Annotated in this window: 19 protein-coding genes; 6 read left to right on the top strand and 13 right to left on the bottom strand. The window is 54.4% G+C overall.

All coding sequences use genetic code 11. The features are described from left to right. Nucleotides 1-50 precede the first annotated feature (50 nt). Genes NST43_RS11940 through NST43_RS11930 form a run of 3 tightly spaced genes read left to right on the top strand, consistent with a single transcriptional unit; the run spans nucleotide 51 to nucleotide 2,967 of the window. Nucleotides 51-965 (top strand): WYL domain-containing protein, encoded by a 915-nt coding sequence (locus NST43_RS11940; protein ID WP_339224639.1) that lies wholly within the window; start codon nucleotides 51-53, stop codon nucleotides 963-965. Next, a complete protein-coding gene (locus tag NST43_RS11935; protein WP_339224637.1) occupies nucleotides 962-1,969 on the top strand; it encodes a hypothetical protein in 1,008 nt (335 codons plus the stop codon). Before NST43_RS11940 ends, NST43_RS11935 begins: the two co-directional genes overlap by 4 nt. After that, nucleotides 1,966-2,967 (top strand): hypothetical protein, encoded by a 1,002-nt coding sequence (locus tag NST43_RS11930; RefSeq protein ID WP_339224635.1) that lies wholly within the window; start codon nucleotides 1,966-1,968, stop codon nucleotides 2,965-2,967. The genes NST43_RS11935 and NST43_RS11930 overlap by 4 nt, the downstream gene beginning before the upstream one ends. Nucleotides 2,968-2,982: 15 nt before the next feature. Here the strand turns inward: NST43_RS11930 and NST43_RS11925 are convergent, their stop codons facing one another. The 7 genes from NST43_RS11925 to NST43_RS11895 form a co-directional block, all read right to left on the bottom strand. Continuing rightward, complete coding sequence (locus NST43_RS11925; RefSeq protein ID WP_339224633.1) at nucleotides 2,983-4,794, bottom strand: sulfatase-like hydrolase/transferase; 1,812 nt, start codon at nucleotides 4,792-4,794, stop codon at nucleotides 2,983-2,985. A gap of 457 nt (nucleotides 4,795-5,251) precedes the next feature. Beyond that, on the bottom strand, nucleotides 5,252-6,244 hold the full coding sequence (locus NST43_RS11920) for an aldose 1-epimerase (protein WP_339224631.1): 993 nt from the start codon (nucleotides 6,242-6,244) through the stop codon (nucleotides 5,252-5,254). An 82-nt stretch (nucleotides 6,245-6,326) separates the two neighbouring features. After that, nucleotides 6,327-7,049: an MgtC/SapB family protein gene (locus NST43_RS11915; RefSeq protein WP_339225399.1), complete on the bottom strand. Its 723-nt coding sequence runs from the start codon at nucleotides 7,047-7,049 to the stop codon at nucleotides 6,327-6,329. 242 nt (nucleotides 7,050-7,291) lie between these two features. Then, the gene (locus NST43_RS11910) at nucleotides 7,292-8,083 is read right to left on the bottom strand and encodes an SDR family NAD(P)-dependent oxidoreductase (RefSeq protein WP_209985523.1); all 792 of its coding nucleotides are present in this window, start codon (nucleotides 8,081-8,083) and stop codon (nucleotides 7,292-7,294) included. A 177-nt stretch (nucleotides 8,084-8,260) separates the two neighbouring features. Further along, complete coding sequence (locus NST43_RS11905) at nucleotides 8,261-9,055, bottom strand: ABC transporter ATP-binding protein (protein WP_339224629.1); 795 nt, start codon at nucleotides 9,053-9,055, stop codon at nucleotides 8,261-8,263. Next, nucleotides 9,042-9,971 carry an ABC transporter permease gene (locus tag NST43_RS11900; protein ID WP_339224627.1) on the bottom strand — a complete coding sequence of 310 codons (930 nt, stop codon included), beginning with the start codon at nucleotides 9,969-9,971 and terminating at the stop codon, nucleotides 9,042-9,044. The genes NST43_RS11905 and NST43_RS11900 overlap by 14 nt, the downstream gene beginning before the upstream one ends. Before the next feature lie 69 nt (nucleotides 9,972-10,040). After that, nucleotides 10,041-11,117 (bottom strand): ABC transporter substrate-binding protein, encoded by a 1,077-nt coding sequence (locus NST43_RS11895; protein ID WP_339224625.1) that lies wholly within the window; start codon nucleotides 11,115-11,117, stop codon nucleotides 10,041-10,043. A gap of 326 nt (nucleotides 11,118-11,443) precedes the next feature. On the opposite strand from NST43_RS11895, the gene NST43_RS11890 reads away from it, so the two are divergent. Next, nucleotides 11,444-12,382 carry an NlpC/P60 family protein gene (locus tag NST43_RS11890; protein ID WP_339224624.1) on the top strand — a complete coding sequence of 313 codons (939 nt, stop codon included), beginning with the start codon at nucleotides 11,444-11,446 and terminating at the stop codon, nucleotides 12,380-12,382. Between the two features lie 103 nt (nucleotides 12,383-12,485). Here the strand turns inward: NST43_RS11890 and NST43_RS11885 are convergent, their stop codons facing one another. Continuing rightward, on the bottom strand, nucleotides 12,486-15,167 hold the full coding sequence (locus NST43_RS11885; RefSeq protein WP_339225398.1) for a calcium-translocating P-type ATPase, SERCA-type: 2,682 nt from the start codon (nucleotides 15,165-15,167) through the stop codon (nucleotides 12,486-12,488). Between the two features lie 191 nt (nucleotides 15,168-15,358). Then, nucleotides 15,359-15,703 carry a DUF2500 domain-containing protein gene (locus tag NST43_RS11880; RefSeq protein ID WP_339224622.1) on the bottom strand — a complete coding sequence of 115 codons (345 nt, stop codon included), beginning with the start codon at nucleotides 15,701-15,703 and terminating at the stop codon, nucleotides 15,359-15,361. Between the two features lie 264 nt (nucleotides 15,704-15,967). Between NST43_RS11880 and NST43_RS11875 the strand changes: the two genes are divergently transcribed. Together NST43_RS11875 and NST43_RS11870 are read left to right on the top strand one after the other, a co-directional pair. Further along, the gene (locus NST43_RS11875) at nucleotides 15,968-16,093 is read left to right on the top strand and encodes a hypothetical protein (protein ID WP_339224620.1); all 126 of its coding nucleotides are present in this window, start codon (nucleotides 15,968-15,970) and stop codon (nucleotides 16,091-16,093) included. A gap of 61 nt (nucleotides 16,094-16,154) precedes the next feature. Continuing rightward, nucleotides 16,155-17,027, top strand: coding sequence for a YitT family protein (locus tag NST43_RS11870; RefSeq protein ID WP_209985508.1), 873 nt, complete (start codon nucleotides 16,155-16,157; stop codon nucleotides 17,025-17,027). A 119-nt stretch (nucleotides 17,028-17,146) separates the two neighbouring features. Here the strand turns inward: NST43_RS11870 and NST43_RS11865 are convergent, their stop codons facing one another. The 4 genes from NST43_RS11865 to NST43_RS11850 all read right to left on the bottom strand — a co-directional run bounded on the left by NST43_RS11865 (nucleotide 17,147) and on the right by NST43_RS11850 (nucleotide 22,281). Then, nucleotides 17,147-17,434 carry a stage VI sporulation protein F gene (locus tag NST43_RS11865; protein WP_339224618.1) on the bottom strand — a complete coding sequence of 96 codons (288 nt, stop codon included), beginning with the start codon at nucleotides 17,432-17,434 and terminating at the stop codon, nucleotides 17,147-17,149. Between the two features lie 66 nt (nucleotides 17,435-17,500). Continuing rightward, nucleotides 17,501-19,552, bottom strand: a complete 2,052-nt coding sequence (gene recG / locus NST43_RS11860; protein ID WP_339224616.1) for an ATP-dependent DNA helicase RecG — start codon at nucleotides 19,550-19,552, stop codon at nucleotides 17,501-17,503. A 15-nt stretch (nucleotides 19,553-19,567) separates the two neighbouring features. Further along, nucleotides 19,568-20,428 carry a DegV family protein gene (locus NST43_RS11855; protein WP_209985498.1) on the bottom strand — a complete coding sequence of 287 codons (861 nt, stop codon included), beginning with the start codon at nucleotides 20,426-20,428 and terminating at the stop codon, nucleotides 19,568-19,570. A 68-nt stretch (nucleotides 20,429-20,496) separates the two neighbouring features. Continuing rightward, nucleotides 20,497-22,281, bottom strand: a complete 1,785-nt coding sequence (locus NST43_RS11850) for a DAK2 domain-containing protein (RefSeq protein ID WP_209985494.1) — start codon at nucleotides 22,279-22,281, stop codon at nucleotides 20,497-20,499. Between the last annotated feature and the right edge of the window lie 185 nt (nucleotides 22,282-22,466).

Raw genomic sequence — 22,466 nt, 5'->3', positions numbered from 1 at the left:
CGAGTCATCACCAGCTATACTGGAGGCTGATAGGAAGGAGCGGGAGCCGTATGAGCCATATTCACCGGATTCAGTGGTTTGACCAGCAGATCCGCCAGCTTGCTTATCCGAACAGCAGCAAGCTGGCGGAGCAGTTTGAGATTTCCAGGCGCCAGGCCCAGCGGGATATTGAATACCTGACAGAATCCCTGCGGGCTCCGCTCCGGTATGTGGCGAAGCAGCGCGGATATATATACGAGGACAACAGCTTCGTGCTGCCTCATCTGTACATTACGGACGAGGAGCAGCGGGTGCTTAAATATCTGGCTTACCGGTATAGTCACTATGATTACGAGAATGCCCAGAGTATACGTAAAGTAGGGGGCCTGCTGGAGCGGTTCACCGAGCAGCCTCTTACGGATAGGGAGCTTAAGCTGCCTGTCTTTGAAGTGAATGCCCACCGCATACAGATGATGGAGATGCTGGAGCAGGCGATCCTGGCCCGCAGGGTGGTCCATGTTCTCTACCGGAACGGGCAGGACACTCCGCAGGAGTTGTATCTCTGCCCCCAGCAATTAAGCCGGCGGGTAGAGGAAGATTATCTGGTGGCCGCTGTGGAGGGTGACGGACGGAGTGAGTATTTCAGCCTGTCCGGCATCCGCCAGTTAACGCTGACCGGCAGGGTCTTCATACCTGGAGAGGATGACCCGGCAGCACCGGCAGAGCAGACCAGACCCTTGAAGCCATTCACGGCAAGAATCCGTATGAATGGAGTGCCTCTGGATAGCTCATGGGGTGGTTATAGGCTTCGCATGGCCGCTGAGGAGGTCTATGAGGTTGATTTTTATGATACCAGCGCGTTCATCGCACAATTGCTCCAGGCGGAGTGGAGTGCCCTCCTGTCCCCCAAATGGCTGAAGGACAAGCTCCGCAGCATCTGTGAGGCAGCAGTGAGACGGCTGGATGAACAGGAGAATGAACAGTGAGCAAGCGAACAGGCGTAATTCTTGACGTTCAGATGAAGCGTGAATCCAAATCTTTTACCGATGCGCTCTATGCCGTAGTGACTGCCGCCGGGTTATTCGAGGGACCGAAATTCATGCTCTCCGGGCTAAGCGGCATGGCCTTCAAATTCACCGTACACGAGAAACTCCTCCCCTTGTCCGTTACGGCTTATGGGCAGTGGGGCAGAGAGCATAGTCCAGCCGTCGATAACCTCGGCATCTTCTTCCAATATGACGGCGGGAGAACCAGACATGCTTCGTTCGGGGAGTATCAACGGATCGCTATTGACAGTGTCAAGCAGAGTCTGGACCGCGGCCGGGCCTGCATCTACTGGATACCGGAATTCGGCGTGATTCATGGTTATGATGAGGACGACCGGGTGTTCTATGTACAGGATGGCTGGTCCGGCGAGACGCAGGTTGTACTGTATGATAACTTCGGCCTTAACTTCACGCCCTTCTGGGATTGTAATTTTATAGGAGAGCACGTGAAGATTCCGCTGCAGGATGCTGTGCTGGAGTCGCTTCGGCTTGCACAGGAGGATTGGGAGACTTCTTACAAAACATTGCCCGACCTAAGCATCGCTTCAGGCCGCCTGGCCTACAGCTTCCTGATCCGGGCGCTACAGCAGGGCGAGTTCGACAGTAACGGTGCTGTCTACATCCTTGAATCCTTCCAGACATCGCGGATCGAAATCTCCGCTTATCTGCGGGAGGTTCAGTCTGTATTGCCAGGGCTGGAGGAGGTTCAGCGCTTGTATGCTGAGCTGGTGAAAGGGCTGAGGGGTCCGCTCGCAGCTGCAATCTCAGAGAATAACAGTGGCAAGCTGCTGAACCAGGAACAGCTTCCGTCCCTCTGCTCTGCTTTGAAGAAGGCCTTGGAGCTGGAGGAACGGGCGATGCAACAGGTTTCAACAATTTCAGGCCAGTATCCTGACCTGAAGCGGTCCACATTACCAAGATGGGGGGCACATACCGCACGATGAATGACTATCTTAGCAAACAAGCCTCAGGTTCTGCTGATCAGCCCCGTGTGCCGCTCTCTTCTTCTTTTGCAGATGCCATGCACCAGGTCCTGTCGGCCAAAGGCTGGTTCAGCCTGCCCGTTCATATGCTGTCCGGCATGACAGCCTTATGTTTCCGCCTGTCCGTGCACAGGCAGCTTCACCCGGATTCAGCTACAGCTTATAACTGGGCGGCTGAACATTTCGTAGCGGCAGATCTAATCGGCATTATCGCCAGCCAGGGTGCAGGCTTTAACTTCAGCCCTACCTTCCCGCTCTATCAGAAGCAGGCCGTTGCGGCAATCCGCCAATCACTTGAGCAGGGCACCGGCGTTGTTTGCTGGAAAGACCAGTTCGTGGTCATTACACGCTGTGATGATAGGCGGCAGCTCTTTTACTATAAGGAGCTGAATTCAGCCGCTGAGCACGAACTGCCTTACGAGCAGCTTGGGAGGAATGATTCACCTTATTGGTACGGCCAGATCTATGAAGGTCAGATCCAAAAGGATATGCTTCAGGTAATCCGGGAGTCCTTCATTCAGGCGGTGTACAAGGCAGAGGTTCATGATCCGATGCTGCCGGAATCGGACTATGCCTGCGGCCTTAAGGCCTATGATGCTATGCTGGAAGCGCTGGAAGACAAGACCTATGATGCTGCCGGAGCCTATAAGACGCTGGTCTTCTATGCAGGCATGAAACAGGATACGGCATCCTACGCCAGAGAAGCCAGCCTGTATTGGCCCGAGCTCGAAGGCATTGCCGAACATTATACGGCTCTAGCCGCTGTCTATAATCAAATAACGCACACTCTATGCAAGCAGACTGTACAAGCTCCAGAGGGTCCATGTTCGCTGGATGCCCAATCTCTGATGCCGCTCCTCCGGGAAGCCAAGCGCATCGAGACCGCAGCGATCCAGTCCATCCGCCTGCTGCTCCGTGAGCCGATCGAGAACCGCTTCCATGATGTGGGGCTGCGCTAAGCCCTGACGGAGTGCTCAGAACATCAGCGACTCCGCGTATTTCTCCCCTTCCAGCAAATCGTATTCGACCAGACGGTAATCATTCAGCAGCACCTGCTGTTCCGGTGTCAGCTCCTTCAGGATACCGCTGTCACCCGGCCCGATTAGCACCGTCTTGCTAAGTCCCGGAATTTCAGCCCGTACCTGCTCCAGCAGCTTGTAAAAGGCTGGAAGTGTCTGCCCGGATAACCGGAAAACTGCCGGGCCGAGAAAGGCCGGGCTAAGCGTCCCGAGCGGCTCCTTCCCGATCTCAAAGTTAGCAAGTACCAACAACTTCGTCTCATGCTTCAGCCTTGGCTCCTGATCCCAGCCTGCTGCGGTATAGATCCCGGCGCTGAGCGCAGGCAGATGATCTCCCCAGAACACCGCAATGGTGGGCCGCTTGATCTTCACCAGCTCCTGCTGGAGATAAGCCATGGCCTCGTCTGTCAGCTTGGTGTCCTGTATATAAGTCTCCAGTTCATCCTTCTGCTCCGGCAGGCCGCCCTGGACGGTGATCGTGTTCGGTCCGTTCACACCCTTGACGAATGGAAAATGATTCTGCATCGTCACCAAGTGCAGGAATGCCGGGCCCGAAGCCGCTTGTAGCTGCCGGACTGCCTCCTGTACTGACGCTTTATCCGAGACATACCCCTCTGGAGTCAGGCGGTCAGCGTCCGGCAGATCCTTCTCACTTGTGAAGCGGTCGAAGCCCAGCACCGGATAGACATGGTTCCGGTTATAGAAGGTCTCATCGAACGGATGCAACGCCAGTGCCTCATACCCTCTGTCCTTCAGAATACTGACGATCGACGGCAGGGAGGACATTTTGACGATGCGCTGTTGATAAGGAATGGTTCCATCCCCCAGAAAATACATCGACAGCCCGGTCAGGGCCTCGAACTCCACATTAGCCGTATTGCCGCCGAATTCCGGTGACAGCAAATAACCGGACGGCGTCTGACCCGCCACCCCATGGATGAACTTCAGCGGATCTTCGCTAAGCGTATATCCGGGCAGACGCGTAGGGTCGAAGAACGCCTCATTCATCATAAACAGAATGTTCGGCTGTTCCTCCGGCACGGCCTCTACCTGCACATCCGGCAATGCCGAATACTTGGCAGCTACCGCTTCAACCGCTTCGCGGCTATAGCCCTCCGGCTTGTCCATCAGGCTCTGCCGCAGATTCCCGGCGAACGCATACACGAACCCGTTCTGCGTATAATTCACCTTCTGATTCCAGAAGATGTTCTGATAGCTCATCGCTGCAACAACCGGAGATTGACCGGTGACCAGCACCAGAAACCATGCGCTGAGCCCTACAGAGATCCCTGCCAGCGTTACGCGCAAGGACAGTCTGATCCGGTTCTTCGGCAGCTTGATAATCATAACGACCAGACCGGCAACCAGCAGAACAGCGGCCCCTATAGCAAGCGGAGAGATCATCCCGCTGGTAATCTTGCTCATTCCTTCGGCATTCTTCAGCAGCATCAGATCCCACGGAAACAGCGGTTCGCCTCTCGTAGCCAGCTTCTGATCACTGGCAATCCCCAGCAGCACGAACAGCACCGAGACCACCGCCGGCCCCGCATACGCATTCGGTACAAGCACTGAACTTAAGAGCAGGATGAAGAAAATAAACAAACTTCCTGTACAATACAGCCAAGGATAAGCGCCAACCCACTTTATCGCATGAAGCACATCCATCCGAAAAGAAGCAGCCTGCAAAAACAAATTCAGCCCAAACCCTACAGCCAGCAAAATCATCAACAAATACGACAAACGCTTCGATGGCAATAACCGTGACAAGTTCATTCACTCCTAACTATTAAAGGAGTAGTATACGCCTTTAAGCTTAAAACCGCCTTAAAATTCAGTAGCCAATTGGGCACACCATCTATTTTTCTCCCATGCCACTATGATAGGGAAGGAAATGTGTGCTAGATTTTCACGCAAAAAAGAGCAGCATCCAAACATCAGACGCTGCTCTCTTCTCTCTTTTCTACTCTCATCCCAGCGGGATAGACTGAATTTGTAATATACACTCAGGGTGAAGTGGCGGAAGAGAAGTTTGAACTGGAGGAGCGATAGCGTTCGCCTGAAAGCTTTCCGTAGGAAAGCTCGCTTCGGAAGCATAGGCTAGGTTTGTATTTCTACTGCGAACAGCAGTTTATATCAGGAAATACAAACCTAACAGCGGCCGGAAGTCAAACCTTCTTTGCAGCCACGGATAACCCCTGAGAGGGTTTTACCGCTTCAAGACCCCCTACTTCACGTATATCCGGCTGCTCTCCTCCCAATATTCCCCAGGCTCCAGCCCGAACAAGCCGATGTCATCAGCAGGCAGATCCACCTTCGGGGCGTTCACCAGGTTGATCTGCGGCTCTGGGCAGAAGAAGCCTTCGGTTGCACCGTTGTTCCAGATCATCCATTGCTTATACGAGGTGCCTACATCATACACCAGCGTAACCCCAGCCTTACTGTCGGTTAGCTCCATCCGGTTCCGTCCATTCTGTGCGGCTGCGGTGTAGTGGTTGTCCATCGACGCATAGAACGGATACAATCCTTCGCCGCGCAGAGCCACCTCATCGGCTGTCAGCTCCTGGAATTTGCCGGTTGGCAGCATCCGCTCGTTAAGCTCCCACCGTTCGCCGATAGTCAGCTTAACGCGGTAATCCTGCGCGCTGCTGCCTGGGGCGAACGGAGCATTAATAGCCGTATGGAACGCCAGCAGGCATGGCATCAGCACATCGCCGTCATTGTGGACCAGCAGCTGCTGGGACAGGCCGCCTTCACCGAGCGTGTAGCGCAGCTTGACCGTGTATTTGAACGGCAGATACTGATAGGAAGGATGGTTCTCATCCACCTTGATGGCTACAGTGACGAAGCTTTCGCTTGTGCCAGTGCCGAATTCCTCTACCTCCCATGCAGCTGTATGTAGGAAGCCATGCAGATGATTACCGGTCTTGGCTTCATTGACGGGCAGATGGTAGGTCTGTCCGTTCCACGGGAACTCTCCATCCTCATAGCGGTTCGGCGGAAACAACACAGGAATGCCGTGAATGCCCGGGTTAGCCTTGAACGCTTCCATCTCCTCCGCGCCTGGCTCATGCAAGAAACGGTAACCGTTCTCAGTATCACGGAAGCAGATCAGATTCCCGCCGATGCCCGGCAGAATAGCCGCTTCATAACGGCCGGCCTTCAGCCAGATAGCGGCTTCGCCCTCATAGTGTCCTTCAAATGCTGTAATCGGTGTCATTACATTAATCCCCTTCCATATGTTCAAAATGACTCTCTCATAGATAGAGTACCACATCTGCCCGAAGGGCAACATGCCATTTTTACAGCTGCTCCACTTCGACACTCATGACATGCTCAATTTTTTTCACATCATAATAGATTTCCGTAGCGTAATCCTTGTCTGGCGCAGAAACGACCATGTCGATCATCTGCCTGCCATCCTCGAGATCCTTGATCTTCATCCGCCGGATCGTGCGGCCGGTTTTGCGCGTTTTGCGCTGGTCAGTAATGACATTCCGCTTCTCAATCTTCTGAATAACATCAGTAAGAATATAGTTCGGTTCCATAATGATTTTGATGGAGATCTCGTGCTTGTTCAGCACTTCGGGTCCGATGGCCTTGATCAGATGAGGTACAGCGTTGACCGCAAACATAAGCAGTATAACCGCGTAACCCGCCTCAACAAAAAAGCCCGCGCCGACCGCAATTCCGATACCGGATGCCGTCCAGATCAGCGCCGCCGAGGTCAGCCCGGAGATGGCATCTCCGCCTCTGCGCAGGATGACACCCGCCCCCAGAAATCCGATACCGCTGACGATCTGCGCCGCCAGACGCATCGGGTCCATGCTCGGATGCTCCGGTCCGCCGAATTTGTCATACGCATGAATGGATACCAGGGTTACCAGACAGCTGGCGATACTAATGACCATACTGGTCCGGATTCCCAGCGGTTTCTGTTTCAATTGGCGGTCAATGCCGATGAACAGCCCGAACAGCATGGCCACCAGCAGCTTAATGATGGATTCCGTATGCAACAGGTCCATATTCATAATTCATTTTCCTCCTTCCTCGCCCGTCATGGCACATAGAATCAGTATACCTGAAATGCGCTGCAATCTTTACTGAAATTTTCTGCTGCCCGATCAAAAAAAAGAAACGGACGCCTATCCCCGCTAACCGGGAACTCCAGGCAAGTACTGCCTGAGGCTCCGGCAAGGAACATCGTCCGCTTCAGAGAAGACTTCACTTATCCCATCATATGAGCGATGAGTGACTTATAGAAGGATTAGCCGTGCAGAAGCGATTCCGCTCCGTCACAGTAGATTTCTGTGCCCGTGATGTGATCCGAATCCTCAGAAGCGAGGAACAGCGCCAGCTTGGCCACCTGATCCGGACGCCCCGGCCCCTTCTCCAGCGGCTGCCCGCCATCCGGGAATTCCACTGCAATCTGCACTTCCTTAAGATCATCCGAAGGATAGGTATTATCATCTATATTCGTGGTAATCGCACCCGGACAGATAGCGTTTACACGAATCTTATACTGGGCCAGCTCAAGCGCAGCCATCTTCATAAAAGCCACCTGGCCCGCCTTGGTCGTACTATATGCGGAGAATCCGACATTGGAGAATACCCGGTTGCCGTTGATCGAGCTGTTGATCAGAATGCTGCCGCCCTTCTCCTTAAGATGGGGAATCGCATATTTGACGGTGGCGAAGGTGCCCCGCAGATTAATCTGAATCGTCTGATCCCAGGACTCGATGTCCATCGTCTCAATCGGTGTCATGGCCCCGTTGATCCCGGCATTGGCGAAGACCACATCCAGCTGTCCCCACTTCTGGACAACCTGCTTCACAGCATGCTCCACCTGCGGCGGATCAGCGATATCGCATTCAAACACTGCAGCTTCCCCGCCCTCCTGCCGGATCTGAGCGGCCACCTTCTCCGCATTCTCCACCGTCCGGTCCAGAAGTGCCACCTTGGCCCCGCTTCTGGCGAACTCCAGCACAGATGCCCTGCCGATGCCCGAGCCGCCTCCTGTAACGATCGCTACCTTGCCTTCCAGTTTCTTCGCATTCATATGTGTAGTCGCCTCCATTGGTGTTTGATGTTCAAGTCAAGTTCTTTCCCTTAACTTTACCTCTCATACCTGGAAATGAATCGGACCATAGTGCCTGAAATGGCAAAAAGCTCGACCCGCTGCCGGACAAACCGGCTGCAGATCAAGCCTTAAACGCTAAAGAATGATGATCCCGAATCAGCCCAGCATCATCCGGTCGTCAGCCAGCTTATGGCCGCTGATCGCTTCGAATTCGCCAAGCAGACGCTCTACCGTCAGATCCTTCTTGCGCGTCTCATCGAAATCAAGGATGATTGAACCCTTATCCATCATGATGAGCCGGTTGCCCAGCCGGATCGCCTGATCCATATTATGAGTAACCATCAGCGTAGTCAGCTTCATCTCACGGACAATGGATTCCGTAAGGGTGGTGATCAATTCCGCGCGCGAAGGGTCCAGCGCAGCCGTATGCTCATCCAGCAGCAGAATCTGCGGCTGGGTGAAGGTCGCCATCAGCAGGCTCAGCGCCTGCCGCTCGCCTCCTGAGAGCAGCCCCACCTTCGCCCGTAGCCGGTCCTCGAGGCCGATGCCCAGGCGGCTGAGCTGTTCGCGGAACAGCGTACGTCTCTGCGCATTGACACCCAGGGACAGCCTGCGGGGCTTGCCCCGCTTGTAGGCCATGGCCAGATTCTCCTCAATCGTCATATGCGGGGCAGTCCCGGCCATCGGGTCCTGGAAGACCCGGCCGATCCAGCGTGCGCGCTGGTATTCCGCCAGATGGCTGATCGAGCTGCCCTCAATACGCGCTTCCCCCAGATCGGGCTTCATCACGCCTGAGATAATATTCATCAGTGTAGATTTGCCGGCACCGTTACTGCCGATAATCGTTACGAAATCCCCGGCGTTCAGTTCAAGATCAATCCCCAGCAGCGCGACCTTCTCATCCGGCGAGCCGGGGTTGAATAGCTTACATACATTATCAAGCTTCAGCATTGGCCGCCCCTCCTCTCTGCTTGCTGCGCTGAGCCAGCTCAGCAAGCTCTGCGGTCCGTCTGCGGGCCGTGCTCTTCTGCTTCACATACCGCTGAACCGACGGGAAGACGAGCGCAATAATGACGATAATTGCGGTAATCAGCTTGAGGTCGGAAGCCTTGAGCCAAGATACCCGGAGTGCCAGAGCGACAACGATCCGGTACACGATGGAGCCGAGCAGCACAGCCAGTGTCGCCCGGAAGACGTTCTTCGCACCGAAGATTGCCTCACCGATAATTACCGACGCGAGTCCGATGACAATCATCCCGATCCCCATTGAGGCATCGGCGAAGGTAGAATACTGGGCGATGAATGCACCCGAGAGCGCCACCAGCCCGTTCGACAGGCTGATCCCCAGAATGGTTGTTGTATCCGTGTTCACTCCGAAGCTGCGGATCATCCGCGAGTTGTCGCCGGTGGCCCGCAGGGCCAGTCCCAGATCGGTGCGCAGGAACAGATCCATCAGGATTTTGACCAGCACGACGATAAAAGGCATGACCAGCAGCGGATTCATGGAGCTGAATAACGTATCCTCTCCCATTAAGGAGACATTCGGCTTCACCAGAATCCGCAGATTGATCGAATAAAGGGCAATCATCATCAGTATGCCGGACAACAGCCCGTTGATTTTACCTTTGGTATGAAGCAGACCGGTACACATCCCTGCCGCCATTCCGCCGAGCAGTGCACACAGGGTCGCCAGCAACGGAGAATAACCGCTGTTGATCATCACTGCGGCAATCGCGCCGCCTGTGGTGAAACTTCCATCCACCGTCAGATCGGGAAAATCCAGAATACGGAAGGTAATATAGACCCCAAGTGCCATGAATGCGTAGAGCAGGCCCATTTCCAGAGCCCCGATTAATGAATTATACATTGCTGACTTCCTCCCTCAAGCGGCAAAGGGCGCCCATCTAGGACGCACCCTGTTTATGAACTCTGTAGATTATTGAATAATATTATTGCCCGGATCAGCCACTTCAGCCTTCATGGCATCGGTTACTTCAATTCCCTGTGCTGCCGCCGCCTTGAGGTTAAGCACCAGGTCCAGCTTCTCCTGCATGGTTACTTTCATATCACCGGGACTTTTTCCGTTCTTAAGCACTTCTACCGCCATTTGGCCGACCTGATAGCCATGATCATAGTATTTGAAGCCTACCGTAGCAAAAGCACCCTTCTCCACCGTATCGCGGTCTGCCGAGAAGAACGGAAGCTTGTTGTCGTTAGCCGTCTGGATGATGGTGTCTACCCCGCTGACAACGGAGTTATCGAGCGTAATGTACAGCGCGTCTGCACGCCCTACAAGCGATTCTGCTGCCTGCTTCACTTCCGAAGTATTGGTAATCGCCGCCTTCACCAGCTCGATCCCGTGCTTGTCCAGCTCACCCTTGGCGAGATCAGCCATAACTACAGCGTTAGGCTCTCCTTCATTAATGACCAGGCCCAGCTTCTTCACCTTGGGGAACTGCGTCGCTATGAAGTTCATTAGGCGGGTAATCGACTCCGGATTGGTATCCGATGCGCCGGACACATTACCTCCGGGATGCTCCAGATCGCTGACAATCTTGGCATCGATAGGGTCGGTTACTGCTGCGAACAGAATCGGAGTGTCCTTTACTTTCTGTACGACTGCCTGAGCCGAAGGTGTAGCAATCCCCAGCACCAGATCGTTCTTGTCGCCGGCAATCTTCTGGGCAATCGACAGGTTGTTGGCCTGATCCGCCTGAGCGTTCTGAAGATCCACCTTCAGATTCTCCCCTTCAACAATCCCTGCATCCTTCAGTGCAGCCAGGAATCCCTCACGGGTAGCGTCCAGTGACGGATGCTCAACATATTGCGAGATGGCAATCTTGTAGGACTTGGCGTCGCCGGAGCCTGCACCCGAGGCAGGAGCTTCCGTCGCTGCGGCCGGGGCATTCCCGGTGCCCGCGTCATTCTTCACTGCGGCATTATTGTTCCCGCAACCGGCAGCTACGAGCATCAAGGCCATACTAAGTCCCATCCAAATCTTCTTCGTCTTCATCAGATAACCCCTCTTCTTGTACGGGTTCAGCGCGAGAACCTGGGCTAGCGGTCCAGCATTATCGCTTTCATCTTTAAAAGCATTAAAGCGAAGGCCCGCACCCTGCCCCCATCCGCTCCCCGAATCTATTAAACATATATTATATGTAGGTTGATTTCCCGTCAATCATTTAAGTGAGGTCCATATTTTACAAAATAAGCACAATGAGTGTGTCCTCGCTTCAACAATCTACGGTTTCTCTTGACATTGTTTGCTAAAGCCTGCAGTACATAAAAAAAGCGGCTCTGCACAAACTTACCTTAAAGTTTGAAGATGGAGCGTGCCCAATGCCAATAATCAATCTGAGTACAAGCAAAATCATCCTATCCTCCGCCATCCTAGTTACCGCCATTGCCGGAACAACCGCCTGTAGCTACAATACCAGTAAGGACAACACTCCCAAGGTTAACTCCCTGACGCCGTCCGGAACGTTTGCAGGCAGCTACTATGAGAAGAATTCCTATGCCGACAAGGAAGGCAAGTACTGGATTCCGCTCAAGCCGGCAGCGGCCTCCATCGGCTACAGAATGAAGGACGATACAGCAAGCGGCGGATATATTAAGCTAGGCTATAGTGATGTCATGTACATGCTGCGGCCGGATTCCAGCCAGGTGTTCTCATTGGGCCAGCACATCACCCTTCCCGATGTTCCCATCCGCCGTGAGGGTCAAATCTATATCACGCCCACCGCCTTGTCCAAGCTGCTGCAGACTGAGGTCGGCTGGAATCCCGGCACCGGCGAGATTAACATCGCCACCCCTTCCGACAGGGAGAGCACAGAGAACTCCGGCAAGGTGGAAGCTGCGAAGCCGCTGCGGATTCAGAGTGTATCGAATGTGGACACGGGCGAGCTGGTCTCTTATGCCAAAAAATTTCTCGGTGTACCTTACGATTTCGGCGCCGGTTCCTATGAAGAGACCAAGCGCTTCGACTGCTCGTCCTTTACACGCCATGTCTTTCAGAAATTCGGGGTAGATCTGCCCCGGCTGGCCAAAGATCAGGACAATATCGGCAGACGGGTATCACGCAGTTCGCTGGAGCCCGGCGATCTGATCTTCTTCACCGTACCCGGACGTTTCGAGAGCGACGCGGTTCCCGGTCATGTCGGTATCTACATCGGCGGCGGGAATTTCATTCACACCTGGGGTGACCCCGGCGTGCAGATCAGTGAGTTGGACAGCGGGTACTGGAGCAACGTTATTCTGCACATGCAGCGCGTGCTGTAGACCGGGAAATAATAAATGCAAGGAAGACTGCCCGGGCTCGCTCACTTAGCGACCGGTCCGCTTCCTTGCATTTTTTTGCTGCAAATCATTGTTATTCCAAAGGTTACTCCCAGCTCTTCATACGCCCGCTCAGGCGGAGAACCAGCTTGACCAGCTCCACAATGACCACGATGGACAGCGCAGCGCCGCAGACAATACCCCACTGCAAGCCGTTTAGATGCTCCACGCCGAACCATTCATTCAGTCCCGGAATGATGATCACCAGCACCAGCAGAAGGCCGGAGATCACCGATGCGCCCAGCATATAGCGGTTGCTGAACACGCCGATCTGGAACAGTGACTTCGTATTCGATCTGACGTTGAACGCATGGGTAAGCTGCAGCAGTCCCAGGGTGGCGAATGCCATCGTGACCGCAATTCCTTCATCATAATGCGTATGTGCCCAGTAATAGACCATGAGCGTCAGCCCGGCCTCCAGCAGGCCCTGATAGATAATTGAGATCCCCACACCATCTGCAAAAATACTGCTGCTGGACTTACGCGGCTGCTTCGCCATTACATCACCGTCCGCTTTTTCCAGCCCCAGGGCAAGTGCCGGAAGGGTATCCGTCACCAGATTGATCCAGAGAATATGAATGGGCTCCAGAATCCTCCAGCCGATCAGCGTGGCGATGAACAGGGTGACCACTTCCCCCAGATTCGCCGACAGCAGGAACTGGATGGATTTGCGGATGTTGCTGTATACCTTCCGCCCTTCCTCCACCGCCACCACAATGGTTGTGAAGTTATCATCGGCCAGCACCATATCGGATACGCCCTTGGCAACATCCGTCCCGGTAATCCCCATGCCCACTCCGATATCGGCAGATTTCAGGGCCGGGGCGTCATTTACGCCGTCTCCGGTCATGGCGACAATCTTGCCTTTATTCCTCCAGGCCTTAACGATCCGCACCTTATGCTCTGGCGAGACCCGGGCGTACACGGAATAATCAGCCACCCTTGTTGCAAAATCCTCCTCGCTGATTCGATCCAGCTCGCGGCCGGTCAGCACTGCCTGGTCATCCTCGATGATCCCAAGCCGCTTGGCAATCGCAGCAGCCGTGTCCCGGTGGTCCCCGGTGATCATCACCGGCCGGATGCCCGCCCGTCTGCAGACCGCCACAGCATCCCGGACCTCCTCGCGCGGCGGATCGATCATTCCGGTCAGCCCCACGAACACCAGCGCCTGCTCTGTCACCTCAGGCGAAGGCGCTGCCGGCAGCGAAGCCTCATCCCGGTAGGCAAAGGCCAATACCCGCAGGGCTTCATCAGCCAGCTCCTTGTTGCTCGCGGTAATGCGGCGGGTATGCTCCTCCGTCAGAGGTACAGCTACACCGTCCTCATAGATGTGACTGCATTTCGAGACCAGCACATCCGGTGCTCCTTTGGTCAGAACCCGGAACTGCCCGTTATCCAGCTTATGGATTGTAGTCATCAGCTTGCGGTCGGAATCGAACGGCAGCTCACCCACACGCGGATAACGCTGCTCCAGCTCCCGCTTATGTGTCCCTATGCTAAGCGCATAGTCTACTAACGCCGTTTCTGTGGGATCGCCAAGGATCGCTTTGCCGCTTCTCGTCCCGCTGCCCTGGACTGGCTTCTCCGGCGAAGACTCACCTGCTGCGCCCCCGCTGTCATCAATGCTGGAATCGTTGCACAGGGTCATCGCCTGCAGCAGCAGTTCACCGCCCGGTATTTCACTCAGCCCGGCGTCCGCCTCCACCGTCTCCCCGCCCACGTACAGCTTTTCGACTGTCATTTTGTTCAGGGTGAGGGTCCCAGTTTTGTCCGAGCAAATGATCTCCGTACTGCCCAGTGTCTCCACCGCAGGCAGCTTGCGGATAATCGCCTTGCGCTTCGCCATCCGCTGGACCCCGAGGGCCAGAATGATCGTCACGATGGCGGGCAATCCTTCCGGAATGGCCGCTACCGCAAGCGAGATGGAGGTCAGCAGCATATCGAGCAGCTCACGCCCTTCCAGCCAGCCAACGATGAAGATCACTACACAGACACCCAGAATAATGAAGGTGAAATACTTGCCGAGCTCATCCAGCTTTTTCTGCAGCGGGGTGATTTCATTCTCGGCCTCCGAGATAAATCCGGCGATCCGGCCCACCTCTGTGTCCATGCCCGTAGCCGTGACCACTCCCACACCCCGCCCGTAAGTGACGCTGCTGCTCATATAAGCCATATTTGTCCGGTCGCCGATTACCAGGTCTGAGCCCTCCAGCACTCCCGCCTGCTTCTCCGAAGGCAGGGATTCACCGGTCAGTGCAGCCTCCTCGGTCTTCAGCGAAGCCGCTTCCAGCAGCCGGACATCCGCAGGCACCACATTGCCCGCTTCCAGCAGCACCAGATCGCCCGGCACCAGCTCCTCGCTTTTGATCTCGGTGACCTGTCCGCCCCGCCGGACTCTGGCTTGTGGGGAAGACATGCTTTTGAGCGCCTCCAGCGCCTGCTCCGCCTTGTTCTCCTGGATCACACCCAGCACAGCGTTCAGAATGACGACCAGCAGAATGATGACCGTATCCGTCCACTCCCCGAGAATTCCTGACAGTACCGCAGCAGCCAGCAAAATGAAGATCATCACATTCTTGAACTGCTCGATAAATTTGGCCAACAGCGTTTTGGGCTTGGCTTCCTGCAGCACATTTTTGCCGTAACGCTCCAGCCGCTGTACCGCTTGCTCTGCACTGAGCCCTTCTTTCCGGCTCTCCAGCAGCTTCAGCACTTCCTCGGAATCCAGCGTGTGGTAGGCCGTGCTCTCCTGGCTCTTTCTTTTGGCAGCATCCGAATTCAAGCCATCAGCTCCTTAGTGATCTATTCTGTGCAACATATCCATATATGGAGTTTTACCCAAAAATAGCCGGAGAATTCTGATAACCTATGTACATTCATGTAAAATTGCAGCGGAGGCAGCTCCGTTTGCTTGAAGAATCATCGGCTGCCGCCGCTATCCCTCTGCATCCCTGCCCGCACGAACCCTTTGAACCGGCTGCCCTGGTATGACAGCTCCCCCCGGTCCCCCTCTACAATCATGGCATACGCCCTCGGCTTCACTTCAAGCTCTCTGCGGCTGCCATTATGGAATTCAAAGGTCACATAATAACTCGTATGCGTCCCCATATGCCCTCTTCCGCCCCACACCTCTGAACGTTTGGCTACTGCCGTAACGACCCTTGATTGCAGAGGACTGGTCTGGTTCGTCATCCAGGTCTTGAGCCCTCTCCAAATAGTGTAAGCAACAAAGCCTGCAATCAACAGCAGAATAAGCTTTAACAAGAACGGCCCCTCCGTGAAAAATCCACTCTGGCTGCTGGCAACTGCCGGGTACAAACCGTTAAATATGCCTGCATTATGCAAATTAACCGCTCCTTCCGATAATTTTTTCACAAAAAGTTCAATTTACTAGAGAATACGCAGCGTAGCAGCTCCGGTTTCGTTATTCCGCAGTCGCACGCCTTGAAATAATAGCGTATTATATTTGGCCCTGCTTAGATCCTATGATATGCTTTAACAACAATGTACAAAAAAGAGGGTGTTCTCATGAGGAGAGATTGGACGCGTCTGACGCTGCTGGATCTGCTGAAGGCTGTGTTCCTTCCGGTGCTGCTGCTGATTCCGCTGAAATATAATTCACATTTCACAGGAGTACGGCTGTACGCTGAATGAAGCTGCAAGCGCCGTGATTCGCAACACAAATTCCGGTTTCCTGCTGAAAGGAGGAAATCTTATGAAAGTCAGATATAGAAACGCTGCACCCTTACGTTATTCCAAGACCTTGCGTCTGCTGTCCATTGTAGGCGGAGGATTACTTGCAGCCGTTGGTCTGGAGCTATTCCTGATGCCGCATAAGCTGCTTCCGGGCGGCATTGCCGGATTATCCGCCCTGCTGTCCCATGTGACAGAAATGCGGCTTGGATTATTCCTGTTCCTGTTTAACCTTCCGTTTATTCTGATGTCGCGCAGGCAGATTAATCTCCGCTTTGCCTTATATACGATGCTTGGCCTGATTTGTCTGACGGCAGGGTCTCTGGCCTTGCACCATTTCCCGGCAGCAATCAGCGAGCCACTGCCCGCGGCTATTGCCGGGGGGCTATGTCTCGGGTTCGGCCTGGGCATCTCTGTACGCTTCGGAGGGCTGACCGCAGGAAGCGAGAAGCAGAGCGTCCGGCTGCTGAATGGAGGGCCGCCCAAATCGGCTGAGATGCCGATCATGCTGTTCAATATGCTCATCCTGCTCTACGGCGGATCATTATTCGGCTGGGATCAGGCGATGTACAGTATCATTGCGTATCTGCTTGCCTTTGAAGCGCTGCGGTTCTCCTTAAGGGACCTCTCGCTCACGCAGGCAGTCTTTATTACCAGCAGCAAATGCGAGGAGATCCGCCGCAAGCTCCAGCAGTCGCTGGACCGCGAGGTGAAGCTCGTAAGATCCACAGGACCGGAGGGCGAGCCTGGTACGGTCTTCTGCCTGGCCAGCAGGCTGGAGGAAGAACAGCTCGCCTCTATCGTGCATGACTGTGATCAGGATAGCAAGATTGTGATCAATGCCGCGCGGAACAACCGGATCTCAGCGCTTTTCCGCAATAAGCCGCCGGGCTGACCAGCAATTCGTCCTATTGTGAACTCAAGTAACTAACCCAAAAAGCGTTCCCGTAAGTTACTTACGGGAACGCTTTTTGGGTTGCAAGCCTATCGGAGGATACTGAATTCTGCTATTTGTCAGCGGAACATCCCCCATAAGCGGATTAAGTGAAACGTATTGCCGGGGTCGATCTTTTGGGCAATGACGAACTTCACAATTTGTTCTTCCTGTGCAGACGTCAGCTTCTCATGCATCACAGACGACGCATTATGCACTAGCTTGCGCACGACTGCTGTATCCTGGAGTTCCTGTTTGGAGATACCGGTGATCATATTCTTAACGCGTTCCTTGACCGCCGGATTCTTCATCTTCAGCTTGATGCGATCCACCAGCTGGGGACTGATTCCATATTGCTGATAACCCAAGCGCAGCACCTCCTGTCATATCCAATCATTCACAGTATATGAGGGCAGGTGCCCAGATGTGCCTGTTCAGTCAATTAAATCCCCCTGGAAAATTTGTTCCTGCTGCAAATACCCGCGCAGCGGCGCAACATCCGCCGAGGTCCAGAATGAAGCCTCCCGCAGCAGCTCAGCGGCATCATCGCGCGCCAGCTCCAGCGTCTCGAAGTCAGCCGTCATATCCGCCAGCCGGAATTCCGGCAGGCCGCTCTGCTTTGTCCCGAAGAAATCCCCCGGTCCCCGCAGCTCCAGATCCCGCCGTGATACCTCGAACCCGTCATCGGTATCTGTCATCGCAGTCATCCGCTCGCGCCCGATCTCCGACTTAGGATCAGCCATCAGCACACAGTAGGAAGCATGCTCCCCTCTGCCGACCCGGCCGCGCAGCTGATGCAGCTGAGACAGCCCGAAGCGGTCAGCGTCCATGATGATCATCAGCGTGGCATTCGGGACATCGACACCGACCTCTACGACCGTTGTAGACACCAGGAGCTGCAATTCATTGCTGTAGAAGCTCCGCATCACCTCGTCCTTCTCGGACGGCGTCATTCTCCCGTGAAGCAAGCCCACCTTATAATTCGGAAAAGCCTGTGACATCTGCACATGCAGATCAATCGCATTCTGCACATCCAGTTTCTCCGACTCTTCAATCAGCGGACAGATCAGGTAGGCTTGCCGACCCTGCTCAATCTCACGGCTGATCAGGTTCATCACCCGCTCCATCAGATCCGGCTTCACCCAATAGGTGGTGATCGGCACACGCCCCTTTGGCCGTTCGGACAGCGTAGACACATCCATATCGCCGAAGACGGTGATCGCCAGCGTCCGTGGGATCGGGGTAGCTGTCATGGTCAGCACATCCGGGTTGTACCCTTTGCGCCGCAGGACACTGCGCTGGTTCACCCCGAAGCGGTGCTGCTCATCCGTAACCACAAGCCCCAGACTGCGGAAGAAGACATCCTCCTGGATCAGCGCATGGGTTCCGACAATCACATCCAGCACTCCCATCTGCAGGGAGGCGAGCAGATCCTTCCGTTTCCGGCCGGTTACGCTCCCGGTCAGCAGGCCCACGGTAATGCCGAAGGGCTCGAACATCCTCGTGAGCGAACGCATATGCTGCTCTGCCAGGATTTCAGTCGGCACCATCAGCGCACCCTGAAATCCGGATCTTACAGTCGCGTAGAGCGCAATCGCTGCGAGTACGGTTTTGCCGGAGCCCACATCGCCTTGAAGCAATCGGTTCATGCAATATCCTGAACGCATATCCTGCAGAATCTCCAGCTCCACATGCTTCTGGGCATCGGTCAGCTCGAAGGGCAGGCTCCGCACGAATTGCCTCACTGTTGCATTGTCCACGGTATGAACCACACCGTCCATCCGGCCACGGTTCAGCACGCGGAAGGCTTGTACCTTCAGCTGGAACAGGAACAGCTCCTCATACACCATCCGGCGTCTTCCCTGCTGGCCCTCACGCGTATCCTCGGGCTGATGGATCGTGGCAATGGCCCGCTTGCGTGACATGAAATCATATTTGCGCATAATGCTCTGCGGCAGAATCTCCGGAATCAGGTCCCCATACTGCTGCAGAGCCTGGCCAATAATTCGGCGAATCCAGGACTGCGTAATCTTGCCCCCGATTGAGTATACCGGTTGCAGCGTTCCTGTCTTGCCTTCCCCGCGGTCCGGGAACTCATAGTTGGTCACCGTAATCTGATTGCGCTTCTGGTCCCACTTCCCCGTCAGCACCACTTCACGGCCGACAGTCAATTGTTCACGCGCATAATGCTGGTTGAACCACGTAGCGGTGAACATCCACGGCTCCGCCACCATCTTGCAGCTCATGCGGGATTTGCCCCCGAAGCGCTGGAGCACCGGAATACCGATGACCTTGGCTACCACGGTCGCCTTATCGCCATGCTTGACCTCACTTAGAGATTTCGGCCGGAAATCCTCATACCGGAAAGGGTAATACTCCAGCAAATCCTTCACAGTAAAAACGGCAAAGGCGTGAAGCTCACTTTGCTTTTGAGCGCTCACGCCAGTTATTTGTTTCACTTCAATTGAATCCAAAGTAAGCACCATGTTCATCCCCTATACTTAGGCGGGCCAGATGAATACGGCTAAGGTTCCATTCCCGACATGGCTGCCCACAACAGGGCCGACATTGGTCAGAACCTTCTCTTTCAAGGTGAAATGTCCGGCTAATTCCCGCAGGAATTCTTCGCCGGAAGCCGGTTCAGCCGTATGACCCACGGCCACATGTATTGTATTCACACCCGGCAGATCTGCCTTGAACAGCTCGATCATGCGGGCGACTGCCTTCTTGCGCCCTCTGACCTTTTCTACCGCATAGATAATGCCTTCTGCATCAATGGACAGGATCGGCTTGATATTGAGCAGCGTGCCCAAGATGGCCGATGCCTTGCCGATTCTTCCGCCCTTTTGCAGATATTCCAGTGTATCCACGAGAAAATACAGCTTGCGGGATTGGCGCAGACTCTCCACCTGCGCCAGAATCTCCGCAGGAGCATGCCCCTGCTCCGCCAGCCTGGCGGCTTCCACAACCATGAACCCGAAGCCGTAGGAGGCGGAGAGGCTATCTACAACGGTGATAGCTTCGCCTTCCTCTTCCAGCATGGACTTGGCCATGACAGCAGACTGATAGGTGCCGCTTAAGCCTGAGGAGATATGGAAGGACAGGATTGAGCTGCCCGGATGCTGCTCCAATATACGATGGTACACATTCATATATTCTACAGGAGACGGCTGCGAAGTGGTCGGCAATTGTTGCGAGCGGGGAAGACGCTCGTAGAACTGTTCCGGAGTCATATCCACGTTATCCCGGAATGCCTCTTCGCCGAACATCAGCGTCAGCGGAACGACTTCAATGCCGTATTGCGCCGCCAACGCAGGCGGGATATCGGAAGTGCTGTCGGTAACGATTACGGTACGATTCATAATGTTCCTCCCCATACTGTGATATAGCTGATCCACTATGCCTGCTTAATGCTTAAGCCCTAAGAGGTCTATGGCTCCACTGAGAAAAGATAATAGTACAGCGGCTGGCCGCCTTCATGAATCTCAACCTCAACCTGCGGGTACGTCTCTTCCAGCCAGCTTCCAAGAGCATCCGTAATGTCCGCCCCGGTGTCTGCGCCGGTCAGCACAGTAACGATCTCGTCACCATTCACCAGCATGCTGGACAGCAGCTGCTTGCTGACAGTGAGCAAATCATCAGCAGCAGCGACAATCTTGGAGCTCTCAATGCCGATATACTGCCCGGATTTGATCTCCAGATCCTCAATCACAGTATCCCGTACAGCATTGGTAATCTGTCCGGACTTGACCTGGGCGATAGCCTCCAGCATATTGCTGGTGTTGGTATCGACCGCATCCTCTTCCTGGAAGGCAAAGGCTGCCGAGATTCCCTGTGGAATACTCTTGCTCGGAATCACTGTAATCTCACGTTCGCCCTCGAGCAGCTCCTTGGCCTGCTGGGCAGCCAGGACAATGTTGGAGTTATTCGGCAGAATGTAGATATGCTTCGCGGAAATCGAAGAGATCGCATTCACGAAATCCTCTGTGCTGGGATTCATCGTCTGGCCGCCGGCCAGGATTGCATCGACGCCCAGGCTGCGGAAGATATCCGAGATTCCGTCTCCCGAGGAGACCGCAATGAAGCCGTACGGCGCCAGATCATCCGCAGGAGGAACCGCCGGCGCCTGCACGCTGGCCTTCTCTTCCGGGATATCGGCGAAGACATCCGGCATTGGCGCGATGTCCATACCGGCCGTCAACAGGTCGCGGTGCTGCTCGCGCATGTTAAGGATGTGAATCTGGGTGATCTCCCCGTGGACGAGCGCCAGGTTCAGCACCTCTCCGGGTGTCTTGGAATGTACATGCACCTTGATCGTCTCATCATCCGAGATGACGATAATTGAATCCCCGTTGACTGATAACGCTTTCCGAAAAGCTTCCTCATCAAAATCCGCTTTTACGGCTGCGCCAAGCTGACGGTTAATGAAAAATTCCATATCATATAAAAATTCAATGTCTTCCGTATGGAGCTGTGATTGCGCGGAAGACTGTACGGAGGACAAGGCATTCTCAGGTTTGGTCAACACGGGTGCCGGTACGGATACCGGAGCCGTGGCTTGTCCTTGCACAGAAGTCTGTACCGGCGAAGCGGCTGATCCGCTAGTCAGATGCTGGTGGAAGCCTTCATAGATATAGACCAGACCCTGCCCCCCCGAATCCACTACGCCCACCTGCTTCAGCACAGGCAGAAGCTCAGGCGTATGCGCCAAGGCTTCCTTGGCTTTGGCCAGGACTTCGGTCATCAGCTCGGTAATATCCGTTGTGCGCCGTGCATAATACACTGCATGCCTTGCAGCTTCCTTGGCAACCGTAAGAATGGTGCCTTCAACCGGCTTCACCACTGCCTTATAGGCAGTATCTACCCCGGTCTGCAGGGCAGCAGCGAACTGCTGTGTATTGAGTTCATCATATTGGGCCGCATAACGTCCAAGACCTCTGAACAGCTGTGACAAAATAACGCCGGAGTTCCCCCGCGCGCCCATCAGCAGTCCCTTCGACAGCACGCCCGCACATTGACCGACGGAGGCTGTATTGTTTCTCTTCAATTCGTTCGCGCCTGCGGTCATTGTCAGGTTCATGTTTGTTCCCGTATCGCCATCCGGCACCGGAAACACATTCAATGAATTGACATGTTCGGCATGCTGCTGCAGCATTTCCGCACCGGCTAGTACCATTGCGGTAAAATCTGTCCCGTTTATAGAACGCTTACTCAATGAGAATTCCCCTTCCTACCTTCATGCCTAATCAATTCGATGATCAACTGGACATAATGCACTAATTTATATTGTACTATAAGAGTCTGCAGAAATAAATGTTTTTGAATCGGTTGACGAAGCAATTTTTGCTGTGATATGATATTCAAGTATTGTTTTACGCAGGTGTAAGTAACAAGGAGGTG

The organism is Paenibacillus sp. FSL H8-0332, assembly GCF_037963835.1.
GTDB classification, from domain to species: domain Bacteria; phylum Bacillota; class Bacilli; order Paenibacillales; family Paenibacillaceae; genus Paenibacillus_AQ; species Paenibacillus_AQ rhizoplanae.
This window is presented reverse-complemented; position numbering and strand designations above follow the sequence as displayed.

What these genes read in the sequence shown, in the direction of transcription:
- NST43_RS11940 (WP_339224639.1), top strand. Translation starts at nt 51, where the DNA reads ATGAGCCATATTCACCGGATTCAGTGGTTTGACCAGCAGATCCGCCAG.
- NST43_RS11930 (WP_339224635.1), top strand. Translation starts at nt 1,966, where the DNA reads ATGAATGACTATCTTAGCAAACAAGCCTCAGGTTCTGCTGATCAGCCC.
- NST43_RS11920 (WP_339224631.1), bottom strand. Translation starts at nt 6,244, where the DNA reads ATGACACCGATTACAGCATTTGAAGGACACTATGAGGGCGAAGCCGCT.
- NST43_RS11915 (WP_339225399.1), bottom strand. Translation starts at nt 7,049, where the DNA reads ATGGACCTGTTGCATACGGAATCCATCATTAAGCTGCTGGTGGCCATG.
- NST43_RS11910 (WP_209985523.1), bottom strand. Translation starts at nt 8,083, where the DNA reads ATGAATGCGAAGAAACTGGAAGGCAAGGTAGCGATCGTTACAGGAGGC.
- NST43_RS11905 (WP_339224629.1), bottom strand. Translation starts at nt 9,055, where the DNA reads ATGCTGAAGCTTGATAATGTATGTAAGCTATTCAACCCCGGCTCGCCG.
- NST43_RS11900 (WP_339224627.1), bottom strand. Translation starts at nt 9,971, where the DNA reads ATGTATAATTCATTAATCGGGGCTCTGGAAATGGGCCTGCTCTACGCA.
- NST43_RS11895 (WP_339224625.1), bottom strand. Translation starts at nt 11,117, where the DNA reads ATGAAGACGAAGAAGATTTGGATGGGACTTAGTATGGCCTTGATGCTC.
- NST43_RS11890 (WP_339224624.1), top strand. Translation starts at nt 11,444, where the DNA reads ATGCCAATAATCAATCTGAGTACAAGCAAAATCATCCTATCCTCCGCC.
- NST43_RS11875 (WP_339224620.1), top strand. Translation starts at nt 15,968, where the DNA reads ATGAGGAGAGATTGGACGCGTCTGACGCTGCTGGATCTGCTGAAGGCT.
- NST43_RS11870 (WP_209985508.1), top strand. Translation starts at nt 16,155, where the DNA reads ATGAAAGTCAGATATAGAAACGCTGCACCCTTACGTTATTCCAAGACC.
- recG (WP_339224616.1), bottom strand. Translation starts at nt 19,552, where the DNA reads ATGGTGCTTACTTTGGATTCAATTGAAGTGAAACAAATAACTGGCGTG.
- NST43_RS11855 (WP_209985498.1), bottom strand. Translation starts at nt 20,428, where the DNA reads ATGAATCGTACCGTAATCGTTACCGACAGCACTTCCGATATCCCGCCT.